The 12266-nt window shown below is 39.5% G+C and carries 16 protein-coding genes; 9 read left to right on the forward strand and 7 right to left on the reverse strand.

Annotation, left to right across the window (positions count from 1 at the left end; all coding sequences use genetic code 11):
- Nucleotides 1-24 precede the first annotated feature (24 nt).
- The 4 genes from rfbC to ACNF42_RS05225 are packed head-to-tail and all read left to right on the forward strand — an operon-like array spanning nt 25 to nt 3171.
- Entirely contained in the window at nt 25-579 is a 555-nt protein-coding gene (gene rfbC / locus ACNF42_RS05210) for a dTDP-4-dehydrorhamnose 3,5-epimerase (protein WP_443339568.1), read from the forward strand.
- A complete protein-coding gene (gene rfbB, locus ACNF42_RS05215) occupies nt 576-1544 on the forward strand; it encodes a dTDP-glucose 4,6-dehydratase (RefSeq protein ID WP_443339569.1) in 969 nt (322 codons plus the stop codon). The genes rfbC and rfbB overlap by 4 nt, the downstream gene beginning before the upstream one ends.
- A 47-nt stretch (nt 1545-1591) precedes the next feature.
- A complete protein-coding gene (locus ACNF42_RS05220) occupies nt 1592-2272 on the forward strand; it encodes a DUF47 family protein (protein WP_443339571.1) in 681 nt (226 codons plus the stop codon).
- Nucleotides 2269-3171, forward strand: coding sequence for an inorganic phosphate transporter (locus ACNF42_RS05225; RefSeq protein ID WP_443339573.1), 903 nt, complete (start codon nt 2269-2271; stop codon nt 3169-3171). The genes ACNF42_RS05220 and ACNF42_RS05225 overlap by 4 nt, the downstream gene beginning before the upstream one ends.
- 2 nt (nt 3172-3173) lie before the next feature.
- Here the strand turns inward: ACNF42_RS05225 and ACNF42_RS05230 are convergent, their stop codons facing one another.
- Both ACNF42_RS05230 and ACNF42_RS05235 read right to left on the reverse strand, forming a co-directional pair.
- Entirely contained in the window at nt 3174-3872 is a 699-nt protein-coding gene (locus tag ACNF42_RS05230) for a hypothetical protein (RefSeq protein ID WP_443339575.1), read from the reverse strand.
- Nucleotides 3865-4692, reverse strand: a complete 828-nt coding sequence (locus ACNF42_RS05235; RefSeq protein WP_443339577.1) for a hypothetical protein — start codon at nt 4690-4692, stop codon at nt 3865-3867. The genes ACNF42_RS05230 and ACNF42_RS05235 overlap by 8 nt, the downstream gene beginning before the upstream one ends.
- 123 nt (nt 4693-4815) lie before the next feature.
- Between ACNF42_RS05235 and ACNF42_RS05240 the strand changes: the two genes are divergently transcribed.
- Complete coding sequence (locus tag ACNF42_RS05240) at nt 4816-5460, forward strand: MarC family protein (RefSeq protein ID WP_443339579.1); 645 nt, start codon at nt 4816-4818, stop codon at nt 5458-5460.
- 11 nt (nt 5461-5471) lie between these two features.
- On the opposite strand, the gene ACNF42_RS05245 is transcribed toward ACNF42_RS05240, so the two are convergent.
- Complete coding sequence (locus tag ACNF42_RS05245; RefSeq protein WP_443339581.1) at nt 5472-6140, reverse strand: type I 3-dehydroquinate dehydratase; 669 nt, start codon at nt 6138-6140, stop codon at nt 5472-5474.
- Between the two features lie 58 nt (nt 6141-6198).
- Here ACNF42_RS05245 and ACNF42_RS05250 point away from each other — a divergent pair, with 58 nt between their 5' ends.
- The gene (locus ACNF42_RS05250; RefSeq protein ID WP_443339583.1) at nt 6199-6633 is read left to right on the forward strand and encodes a helix-turn-helix domain-containing protein; all 435 of its coding nucleotides are present in this window, start codon (nt 6199-6201) and stop codon (nt 6631-6633) included.
- A gap of 33 nt (nt 6634-6666) precedes the next feature.
- The gene (locus ACNF42_RS05255) at nt 6667-6984 is read left to right on the forward strand and encodes a hypothetical protein (RefSeq protein WP_443339585.1); all 318 of its coding nucleotides are present in this window, start codon (nt 6667-6669) and stop codon (nt 6982-6984) included.
- On the opposite strand, the gene thpR is transcribed toward ACNF42_RS05255, so the two are convergent.
- On the reverse strand, nt 6972-7481 hold the full coding sequence (gene thpR, locus ACNF42_RS05260) for an RNA 2',3'-cyclic phosphodiesterase (protein ID WP_443339587.1): 510 nt from the start codon (nt 7479-7481) through the stop codon (nt 6972-6974). The two genes, ACNF42_RS05255 and thpR, sit on opposite strands and share 13 nt — an antisense overlap.
- Nucleotides 7482-7523: 42 nt before the next feature.
- Between thpR and gcvH the strand changes: the two genes are divergently transcribed.
- Both gcvH and ACNF42_RS05270 read left to right on the forward strand, forming a co-directional pair.
- Nucleotides 7524-7898, forward strand: a complete 375-nt coding sequence (gene gcvH, locus ACNF42_RS05265; RefSeq protein ID WP_443339589.1) for a glycine cleavage system protein GcvH — start codon at nt 7524-7526, stop codon at nt 7896-7898.
- Complete coding sequence (locus ACNF42_RS05270; RefSeq protein ID WP_443339590.1) at nt 7898-8485, forward strand: SAM-dependent methyltransferase; 588 nt, start codon at nt 7898-7900, stop codon at nt 8483-8485. The genes gcvH and ACNF42_RS05270 overlap by 1 nt, the downstream gene beginning before the upstream one ends.
- Here the strand turns inward: ACNF42_RS05270 and ACNF42_RS05275 are convergent.
- From ACNF42_RS05275 to ACNF42_RS05285, 3 genes are all read right to left on the reverse strand, one after another.
- Nucleotides 8459-9088: a hypothetical protein gene (locus tag ACNF42_RS05275; protein ID WP_443339591.1), complete on the reverse strand. Its 630-nt coding sequence runs from the start codon at nt 9086-9088 to the stop codon at nt 8459-8461. The two genes, ACNF42_RS05270 and ACNF42_RS05275, sit on opposite strands and share 27 nt — an antisense overlap.
- A 3-nt stretch (nt 9089-9091) precedes the next feature.
- Complete coding sequence (locus ACNF42_RS05280) at nt 9092-10039, reverse strand: transcriptional regulator (RefSeq protein ID WP_443339593.1); 948 nt, start codon at nt 10037-10039, stop codon at nt 9092-9094.
- A gap of 88 nt (nt 10040-10127) precedes the next feature.
- Entirely contained in the window at nt 10128-11876 is a 1749-nt protein-coding gene (locus ACNF42_RS05285; protein WP_443339595.1) for a M61 family metallopeptidase, read from the reverse strand.
- Nucleotides 11877-12266: the final 390 nt, after the last annotated feature.

Below are 12266 nucleotides of genomic sequence, written 5' to 3' on the forward strand. Positions count from 1 at the left end.
TAATATGCATTCTTTTAAACATTGATGCCATTCGTATTTCAGGACGCAGATATAGACGGATTGAAAATTATTGAGAGAAAATCATTTCAGGATTCAAGGGGATATTTCACTGAATTTTACAAGGAATCAGAATTCTTCCAGGCCAATATTAGAGAGAAATTTCATCAGGAGAATCTTTCACTGTCCAGACGTGGAGTGATAAGAGGAATGCACTACCAGTTAAAGCCTTTCGGACAGGGAAAACTTGTGAGCGTTATAAGGGGAAAGATCATGGATGTGGCTGTGGACATAAGAAGAGGATCAACGAGTTTCGGCAGATATTTTTCAATAGAACTTTCGGAGGAAAATATGAAATCACTGTGGATACCGGAGGGCTTCGCCCATGGTTTTGTCGCAATTGATGATTCCTATGTTCTTTACAGAACAACATCGGAATTTTCCCCAACCCATGAGAGGGGAATAGCATGGAATGATCCTGATATTGGTATAAAATGGCCGGAATGCGATCCTGTCCTTTCAGAAAAGGACAGGAATTATCCGACTCTCAGGGAAGCAATGGAAAGGGGTGATCTGTTTTGAAGATTCTTGTGACCGGGGGTTCCGGTTTCATTGGCTCAAACTACATTCAGCAGAGATTTGAAAAATCTGATGATTTCATAATTAACATGGACAAGGGAACATACGCATCCAATCCCTGGTACGAGAGAAACTTTCCTGCTGGCAGGTACAGAAAGATAAATGATGATATAAACAATGTAATGAATTATGAGAAGGAACTTGAAGATACTGATATCATAATCAATTTTGCAGCCGAATCACACGTGGACAATTCCATCAGGGATTCTTACAATTTTCTGATGAGTAATATAGTTGGAACCCAGAGGTTACTGGAGTTTGCAAGAAAGCATGAGATAAGATTTCATCAGGTATCCACCGACGAGGTATACGGTTCCCTTGATCCTGAGGGAGTTGATCTGTTCACACCTGAACGATGTTATGATCCAAAAAATCCATATTCTGCAACCAAAGCCTCAGCTGACTTTCTTGCAAGGTCATATGTTAATACATACGGTATGAGGATAACAATAAGTAACTGCAGTAACAATTATGGAATGCATCAGCACCCGGAAAAGCTGATTCCAAAGACCATAATAAAGGGATACCGTTACGGAAAGATACCTGTATATGGGAACGGGGAACAGATCAGGGACTGGATACACGTCAGGGATCATAATGATGCCCTTGACTGTATAATTGAAAAGGGAAGGCCTGGGGATGTGTATCTCATTGGTTCAAGAAATCAGAGAAAAAATATAGATGTTGTAAGGATGATACTTGATATTATGGACAGAAGTCATGATCTAATTGAATATGTTAAGGACAGACCTGGTCACGACAGAAGATACGCCATGGATCCTTCAACAACGGAGTCCCTTGGATGGAAACCAAAGATCAAATTTGAGGAGGGACTCAAAAGTACAGTGGATCATTATGTAAAAAACATTTCAGTCTACGAAAAAATGATCACACCTTACAGGCAATAAGGAACATATTTACAACATGATTTTATAATAAATAAAAATTCGGTGTGATGGTAAATTACCATTTTTTAAAGAAGATTATGGTTATAGGAGAGAGGCAATCCCTACTCTCCATGCAGAGATATATGGATCTCGCCATTGAGAATTCACTTCTCTTGATAGAGATATTTCAGAAGCCTGAAGATCCCATACAGGAGAAGACCGAAAGGGTTGGGGAAAACGAAAAGAAAGCCGATGAAGTGACCCTTGAACTTAAAAGAAATATTACATCAGGTGCGGTTGGATCAACACTGATGGATAATTTCCTGAATCTTATAGAAACCTTTGATGACATTATAGACAGAACCTACTGGATATCAAGGGAGATGGGTAGGACAAAGGATAGTTTGATAGCAAACTCATTTCATACTGAACCCTTGAGCAATTTTTATTCTGGTTTCTGCACCATACTGCAGAAGAATATTGATGCTGTAAAGAAGGTTAATCAGATGCTTCAGGTTAGTGATATAGAGGAGGCAAAGAGCATAAGGAGAGACATAGAGAATATGGAAGAGGAGGTCGATGAGATAAAGGACGGAATAATAGACAGATTATACAGAATATCTGAGAGTATAAGTTATCTCACATTCAACCATGTAAATTCGGTGGTTCATACCCTTGATGATCTCCTCGATGACTGTGAAGATATTTCCGATCTTATACTCAATACAATGATGTCGGTTTCCAGATGATCCTTCAGTATATTACCCTGTTACTCATTGCGCTTCTCTCCATGATCGTTTCAGGAAACAATCTTTCCGCAGCTGTTGGTACAATTGTAGGTTCAAAGATTGTGTCCAGGTACTTTGGCCTTCTTCTTGGAGCCGGAGGTTTCTCACTGGGTCTGATTATTGAGGGAAGATTTCTGTCTGATTCCATATTCAGGATAATGCCTGATGTATCATACTACGTTGTGGTAGTTCTTGCCATATCCTTTGTCCTTTTTGCCATGGCAACATACTTCCACATTCCTCTGTCACTGACAATGGCCATAGTTGGCATTTCCCTTGGAGTATCCCTGCGCGTATCATTCACGCCTGATCTCATATATGTCTATCTTGTAATATCAGCATGGGTTCTCGCACCTGTTCTTTCAATTGTATCATCCTTCTATCTGAACAGGAAGGTCACATCTGTAAGGGTAAACGATGTCTGGCGTGCTGCAAGACTATACAAGATTCTTCTTGTGATTATATCGTTCCTGACGGCATTCACACTTGGGGCAAACACATTCGGTCTACTGGCCGCCATGGGCCATGACACCATTCCAGTCATCGCCGTGATGATCCTGGCCATATTTGCGGGAGCCATATTCCTGAGCGGTGGCGTAATCAAAAGAGTTTCACAGGATATTTACGGAATGCGTTACGCAAACGCCTTTGTATCTCTTCTTATTTCATCCCTACTTGTGGAAGGGGCAACCTTCTTTTCCCTGCCTCTTTCAAACACTCAGACCCTCACCTCAAGCGTCTTTGGATCAGGGTTATCCTATAACACCAAGGCCATGATGTCAAAGCCATTTCTTCAGGTTGTTGCAATGTGGATAATTTCGCCACTCTTTGGAATGTTTCTTGGATTTCTGGTCGCTTAAACCTAAAAATCATAAAGCGTGGTCTTATAGAGTTTTTCATAGTATCTGTAATAAAAGGCCAGGAATGATCTTGAGGATGTTAAGGCATCACTTCTTACTGAAAATTCACCGTTGAGCTCCACAAGAATATTTGAATCAATGGCTGTTCTGACATCCTCTTCAATCATTCTGTAAAGATTATCACCATATACACCCAAAGACATATGCCTGCACTTTGTGTATATCTTATCAATGATTCTATCCCTGGAGTAGTATCTCTTTGTTCCAAGAATGGCCTTAAAAATCAGGAATTTTTCGTATTGAGGCATATTTTCATAGTAGGGAAAGGGGTAAAGGGATATGCCATCCTCCCCATCCTGGTTGTCACTGGAATCAGGGCAGAGTATTTTTTCATCCGTGTGTTGAGATGCTATGTTTCCCATTCCAACAAAGCAAACATATATACCGGGAATATCCGGCCTGAAGGAAAGGCACTGGTACATTCCGTTTTCGTTAATGAATCCCTTCCAGAGGATTTCCTTTCCCCATGAATTTACTGTGTCCATAATAAAATGATCCTCAAATATGGAGAAATCCTTAACTCCAGTGGATTCAGATTGATCCATATACAGGTTTGAAAACACATATGATATGAGATTGTGCAATTTTGTTCTCTTTCCTTCAATATTCTTAAATCTTACAAGAACCGGATCGTTAGCCAAGGAAGACACCTCCTGCCTTTTCAATTATCTCCACATATTCTATTAATCCGTTTAGACTGACAGGTCCGATGGGGACAATTGTGAGATCCTTATTTCCATAAAACAGCAGGAAAAGATCTTCAGAGATGGAGGTGGAATAAACAACTCTCCTCATGTCCTTTCCCTTCCTGGACAGATTTATTTTTCCCCTTCCAAGCCTTCTTATGATCTCTTCCAGGATATCTTCATTCAAGGAATATTTCATCATCCTCTCCTTTCCCATTATTCTGTCGTCCCTCTGATTCTGCAATATTATCTTTTCAAGATTGGATATTGCAAACTGTATGTAATCTGCAAGTTTTTCGCCCAAGGATGTAATCAGGTCTCTGTTGTTAGACCACAATCTGGACGTAGCATCCAGACCAGCGTAAATATCATCCCTTGTGAACAGGGCATTCTGGAAACTGAAGCCACTGTTAAGAAGTTTCCAGAACAGATCAAAGCTGATTATATCATCACCGGATGTAACGGCGTGGAAGAGATCACCACCTGTACCTGTCATGTTGAGAGATCTTATGTGAAATCCTGATTCCTGTAAATCTGATACTATTTTTCTCAGGGCAGCCTCGGGGAGCCTCAAAAATGAACCTCTGTTTTCCCCAACCCTGCCAGTTTTCCTGGGCGTTATTATTTTGAGCCTTCCCCTTAAGGGAATTATTATACTATCTTCTTCCTCCCAGTCTCTGATTTCAGGATCACCATAAATATACTTGAAGACGAAGCTACCCTTCCTCTTGATTACGTTTTCTTCAACGATCTGTCCAATGCCAGGGGTACTCAATACATCTTTAATTGAGAGAACTATATATGCATTTTTATGACATTCCCCATACTTTCTTCATCACTCATATAGCCGCAGTTTCCTATTAATGGATAAAGAATAATAAGCAAATTAAAATTCCTGATGGAATTGGATCTTATAGGGACACTGGAATTTTTTGGATACGTTGCAACTGCACTATTTGCAATCATAAATCCCTTTGGGGCAGTTCCAACCACAGTTTTTTTAACCGAAGGTTACAGCGTTACAGAAAGAAATAGGGTCATAAGGGACAGCATCCTCATGGCCGGTGGAATGTTATTCGGCTTTGTACTCGTTGGTGTATACGTTTTTGAAATGTTGGGTATAAGCATAAACGATTTCAAGGTCGCTGGTGGCATTTTACTTTTCAAGGTTGCCTTTGATATGCTTCAGGGAAAGGCCTCAAACACAAAACTGACCAGGGAGGAGAGTATTGATTATGCGGAGAGGGATGCAGTCGGCCTTGTTCCAATAGGAACACCACTTCTTGCAGGTCCAGGATCAATCACAACTGCCATTCTCCTGAATTCAAGGGCAAATACAATTCCGATGAAGATGGCCTTTGTGATTGGTGTAATACTGGTTCTTCTGTTATCCTATATTATTCTCTACTTCTCCATAACGATTTCAAGAAGGCTTGGAAAGACAGGCACAACTGTAATATCAAGGATCATGGGTCTTCTTCTTGCCTCAATTGCCATAGAACTCATCACCACGGGATTAATATCCATAGTTCAGAGCGTCTGATCACATAAATTTCAAACAATATTGAGGGTTGAGAATATGTTCTCAAGATCAAGATAGTTTATCTGGCCAGGGGCAAGAGGTTCCTCGTAGGCAGAGTACATGAAATCGCTCAAGGAAAGACCTGATATCAATCTTGCTTCACGGTCAGGACCCATTGGAGTAAAGGAGAGAGGTCTCTGATCCCTGAGTAACAGGAGTTCACTGATCAATTTCACAGTTTCACTGGAATCTGAAAATGTTGCAATCTTGATGGCCCCACAATCCATGGAAAAGATCTTTGAGAATCTGTTCACCGTTACGGCACTGTTCTGGAAATGGGATGATAATATGATCCTGTCTGACTGTAATTTATTCTGAAATTTCACATAAGAATCAATCTCCACATCAAAGATCAGGTTATCATGGTAAATTGCTGATGTATATGCATCCTCTGCTTCCCCGGGATCATTGTTGCGGAAAGTGAATATGGCTTTCATTCCATACTTCTCCGTTAATCTGAGATATTTATCCACCTCCTTCTGATTCATATCTGAGAGATCAAAACGGAACTCCGGGATGAAATTATGTTTACCATAATCATCCCTTAATTTTTCAAACTTTTCAGGTTCAGGAATTAATGAGGCAATGAGAATGGGCATATTCCCACTCTTTTTCAGTTTCATGCAATTAAAATAATTCACAAGGGTAACCAATGGAAAAAGCATAAAAATATTTTTGTGAACTGCATTATGAAATCCAATGTTCAAAATTACAATCGCTTCGACGCCACAGAGGGTTCTTGACCAGGATCTGAACAGGAGTATAGCCTATTTCCTCTCAGATATTGGGTATATTCCAAGGTTAAATCCTAACACAGATTATGAGAGTATTAGCAAATCTGTATATTTCAAACTCTTCAAGGAATGTTTTCTGGACAATGCTGAAAGATACTGGACAGGTGATGAGCTCATGGCATATCTGAAAACATCAAGGACAACCCTATACAGACATCTGAACAAGTTGAAGTCAATGGATCTGCTTGAAGAGGAGCAGGATGGTAAGACAAAGAAATACAGACTCAGGGGTGGAAATCTTGAGACGGCATGGAACTGGGTGAAGATAAATATCAGCATGGCACTGGAAAATTATGGACGAACTGTTGAACATGTATGGCGTTTGTCAAGAAAACAATGAAAATATTATTACATAGATCGTTATTATTACCTGTTGAAAATTACAGAAAAAAACATAATAAATATAATGGAGATGCTGAGCAAAATGGATATGATAGAGATCAAAAAAGGTGGAAAGTACAGAGTCTTGTCACAGAGCGGAAAGGATGATCCAATGGAGACGAATGGGGAATTCGCGGGATACACAATTCTTGGGGAAGATGGTGCACTGGTTTTCAAGGTTGATGGTGAAAAGGCTCTCCTTAGGCTTATACCGGTTTCCAATCTCATTGCAATAGAGTTCAGTCCTGACGAGATAGTGCAGGAAAAGAAGAAGGAAGTTTCCAGGGATTCCATCAACTACATCAGCTGATGGGAAAATATCTCCTCATAAACCGGACCGGTGCTGAGGAGAGTGCTCTTAAACAGACAAATTTTTTGAGGCCTGAAATCAAAGAATATTTCTGATCTGTATTTTTCCTCAATACTGCTTGTATCTGCGGGTCTCTTGAATCGTCCCAATGTGCAGTGAAGATATTTGTCTTCATCACTGAAGATTGAATTTTCATTCACAACTCTTTCCAGTTCCCATGAAAGGAGAGGAATGAAGAGCACCCTGGCTTTCTTTGCTCCAGTTGGAAAATGTTTCAGTCCTGAGCCTGAAATATTGAATGATTCTTTGGGAAGAATGAGCTTATCCCATAGTTTCCTTGACTCCTGAATGGATATTTCTCCAAGAAATTTCATTGTTATATGCATGTTATTAGATTCAACCATTTTAAAATCCTTAACAAACTGTCCATGTATGATGTCTGAAAGTTCATCATACTTTCTTATGAAAGGTACCGTGATTCCAATAAAGGCTCTCACATTCTTATGAGAATATTTATACTATTTTAATCTTACACTGCTATGAGTGTAATCAAGGACGGGTTCCTCTACGCAAAGACACATGAGTGGGTAAGGATCGAGGGAGATATTGCAACTGTTGGGGTGAGCGATTTTGCCCAGAAACAGTTAACAGATGTGGTATACGTTGATCTTCCCGATGTGAACAAAAAGGTCACTGCAGGAAAACCAATGCTCACCATAGAATCGGTTAAGTCTGCAGAAGATGTCTTTTCACCTGTGGACGGAACAATCATAGAAGTGAATGGTGAACTGGGCGATAAACCGGAGCTTATAAATCAGTCACCCTATGACTCATGGCTTGTGAAAATAAAGTTATCTTCAAACCCATCAGGCCTTATGAATTCACAGGAATACAAGAAATTCATTGGTGAGTAATGGAAAGAAGAAAGGATATATACTACAGAAAGGCAAAAAAGCAGGGGTACAGCAGCAGGGCTGCCTATAAGCTGATTGAAATAGACAGAAAATTTCCCATACTTTTTTCAGGAATGAGAGTACTGGAGATAGGGTCATCGCCGGGTGGATGGACAGATGTTATAATGGAAAGAAATCCCGAATTTCTTGTCTGTGTTGATCTCACAGCTCCAAAGACTCAATCAATTCCACTGAATATAAGAGGGGATATAACAAGGGAGGAGACATGGGAGACTATAAGAAATGCATCCAAGAACGGATTTGATCTCTTTCTTTCAGATGCAATGGCTCACACCACGGGTCAGCACGATCGTGATCATGCCATGTCAGTGGAAATATGCAGATCTGTTATGGATCACTGCGACAATCTTCTTCTGGAGGACGGAACAGTCCTTCTCAAACAGTTTCAGGGAGATATGACTAAAGAATTCATAGACACATACAGAGGGAGATTTAAGAAGGTCTACATAACAAAGCCATCCTCATCAAGATCTGAAAGCAGCGAGATATACATAATATTCTCAAGATTCAGAGGAAATGTTCAGTGATCTTTCGATATCCTCTTTCAGTTCGTATTCAATAATCGCAATTCTTCTTACTTCCTTATTCTCCTCAACCGCTTTCCTTATCTCAGAGCATATCTGGGCACTTCTGCTCTCCTCCATTTTCTTCAGACCAGGATTTGTTTCAATTTCATTCTTCCAGTCAATCACAAATTCCTCAGGAGAATTGAGATTGAACTCCCTCCTCATCATCCTTCTCTTTTTTCTTATATACCTTACAAGATCACGTATTCTGAAATTTTCCCCGTAGACATCGCCGAAGGAGTCTTCATCCAGATCGATTCCTTTCATTGGAACGTTTCTGTTCATACCGTATGTTACCGCCTGTGTGTATATGGGTGGCGGAATCTCAACTTCACCGAATTTAGAGAGAATGGTGCCGTAAATCACCTCATAATCGCCCATGGGAACAGTGAAGGGGTTTTCGATGAATTTCTTTAGACCTTCAAGTTCTTCAGGTGATATCCCAATGTAAATCAGCTGTGGTATGTATTCGTACAGCTGATCCTTCACCTTTTCTCCTTCAGAAACGAGACCCTTAATGGCAAAGAGGATCTCAAAATTTTTGTCAACCTCAAGGATCTGCATCGTCTATCTTATACCCTTTCTTTCCCTCTTTTCAAGAATGCGGGAAAGTCCGTTCTCCCTTATTTCATCTATGGAGATAACCTGGCAACCACCCAGGTAATCCTTATTGGTCTTCTCTTCCACTATTATAAGCGGTTCCTTCTCCACGAAGTCAGATATCTGTCTTATTGTTGGAACCCTGGATGCATTTTTTGAAAGTTCTTCGAACAGGCCCATTACAAGAAGATCTTTGTCCTCGTTTTTTCCCAGGGCATTGAACGGAAACTTCCTGAAGGTTTCGGTCATTATGCCAAGATCATTTAGGAGAGATCTTGCAAGCTTCACAAAGAAGTCATCATCTACAGCCTCTTCCGGTATATCTTCCCATTCCCTGGCAATCTGAATCAGATCGAGGGTTTTACTTATGTCTGCCTTTAGTATTTCAACAAGTTTTTCAAATACATCCAAAGTTGTTGAATTACCGGATTCGTAAAGGGAAATGGACCTTCTGGATAATCCTATTCTTCCTGAAACATATCCTATGGAACTCCCTGATTTTATCCTCGCCTCCTGCATTTTCTTTCCATCTATGGGGACATAGAATCCACCAGGACCTGAATATATGTATGGTCTGTTACCCTTAATATATTCCATGAATGTGCCCATGGTCATTATGGGCATTCCATGCCTGAAATATACCACTCCATCCTCCAGAACGCCATTTCCATTTCTGATTCCAATGACAAGAGCAGAAATGTTGAAGGAGCAGGCAAACCTCTTCATTTCAATTACAATGTCAGTTTTGAGTGAATCTATATTATACGTTATCTTTATGAGGTACGTTTCATCCCCATTTTTGGCTATAATATCGAATGCAAACACGCTGGATGCATTTTCTTCCGAAACGATAAAATCCTGTGTTCTCAGGAATGACTTTAACTGCCTGAGAATATCCGCCTTATACTCTTCCAATGTAATGGTATAAGAATATTCATGTATTTTATTTTTTCACTTGCCAATTCTTCATAGAGTAAAATTTGAATATGGATTCCCCTGAAATTTATCCAAGAAGGAATTTTTCCCTTATTTTCAGTACATTTTCTCCCGGATTTTCAATTTCCTTAACTACGTATTTTCCGGGTGGAGATTCCCCAAGAACTGCCTCCATTGAGTGCAGGATACCCTGCCTGAAGAGATGTACTTTTATCTTTTTTCCTGGTTTGTAGTCCTTCAGGTCATCGACCATTATTCTTGAATCTTCGGTCATATTTCTCATAAAATGCGAATCAAATTTGAAGTTGTCAATGGCAACAATTTCATCATTTGGGGATATTCCGCATTTCTGTGCCGGTGAATTTTCCAGAACCGCATGGACAGTCTTTTTACCCGGTGGAACAAGTATGCCAAGAAATCCGTGAGGTTCCTTATTCTCTCCATAGACAGGATTAATTTCAAGCCCTATTCTTGCCAGTTCCTTCTGAAAATCAATATTTTCTGTGTCCTTCACATATTTGGAAAAGAACGGGGCAAAGTCCAGTGAAGATATTTCAACAAGGGATGCGATAAAATCCTTTTCTGTATATCCCTTTCCATCCTTGTTATACTTATCCATCATATGTCGAAACAGATCATCAAGAGTCTTCTGGCCCTTAGTATATTCGCATATTCTTCCGCTTATCATGATACCAAGAATCTCCCCCTTGAGATAGTATGAAACATAACTGTTGATATTATTTGGTGACTGTCTGTACAATTTTATCCATGCATCGAAAGAGGAATCTGATGCCGATTCATATCTGGTTCCAGGTATCATTTCGTACTGGAATATTATATTTGAAAGGTGCTTCAAATATTCCTCCCTTGTTATCAATCCTGCTCTCAAAAGCGTCAGGTTTCCATAAAAATTAGTTATTCCCTCTCCAACCCATAGCATTGTTGTATAATTTTCTTCCTTGTAATTGAATGGGCCTAATTCCACAGGCCTTATTCTCTTAATATTCCAGAGATGGAAGAATTCATGGGCAACTATTTCCAGGAAATGTATGTATTTTGATCTTTCTGAGAAACTGAATCTTTCAATGTCAATTGTATTTGAATTGAGGTGTTCTAAGCCACCGCCTCCATTCTCATCTGTCAGATGAATTATAAACACATATCTCTTATAGGGAAGTGTTCCCATCATGGTTCTGTAAGTTTCAACTATCTTCTTTGTATCGTTGACAATTCTTTCATCATCCTGATTTCCATTTCCGTATATGGCTATCTCATGCTCCTTGCCGTCAACATTGAAGAAATATGACCTGTGGAGACCAATTTCTATAGGACTGTCCACAAGAATGTCATAGTTAGTTGCCCTGAATCTGTTGTCTCCTATCTTTTCCAGTCCTGTCGATATCTTCCATTCTCCATAGGGTTTAATTATAAGTTCAGAAGACTGGTCTTTGTATCCTTCGATGTACATGAATACGCTGGTTCCATTCAGATAGGCATGGGTGGAATCCATGTGGCTCTCCCTTACTGAAAATTCACCTGCATATACCTCATAGGATATAGTGAAGCTTCTGTTATTTCCATTCAATACCTTCCAGGTGGATTTATCCTTTCTCTGAATTTCCAGGAATTCATTTTCAGGTGTTCTTGCCTTTAAAAGTCTCACATTTCTGGCAAAATCCCTTATGGCATAAGACCCCGGTGTCCAAGCAGGCATGGTTATTAGAGTGATCTCCTCGGACACACCATCAACGTTTATAGTGACCTGAAAAAAACTGTTCTGTGGCTCTCTCATCTCAAGAATGTAAGTAATTCTCATGAATGATATCAGGGTTACATTTTTGTATATTATTTAAAGTGTATGAACTATACTTGAATTTGGTTTGATAAATTTTAATTTGAGATTCAGATAGTCAATATTCTATATGGATATTAAAGAGTATGTTTGCCTCAATCATGGAATTTCCAACAGTTGGGAAAGTATGGCAGGAATAAGGTTAATAATTTATGCTTTTCATTATATGGATTATATAGAATAGGCAAAAGATTCATTCAAAAAATTTTGGAAAGATAGTATCCCGAATTTTGTGTAAGAACAAATGAAATGACTCCATCAACAATGGATAAATTTCATGAAACATAAAAGGATGCCTCCTTAGAACAACCAAAGGAGGCAATGAATAATGGAAGAGTTTGATAAAAAGATATC

It is taken from the genome of Cuniculiplasma thermophilum, from assembly GCF_052315355.1.
Taxonomy (GTDB): Archaea; Thermoplasmatota; Thermoplasmata; order Thermoplasmatales; family Thermoplasmataceae; genus Cuniculiplasma.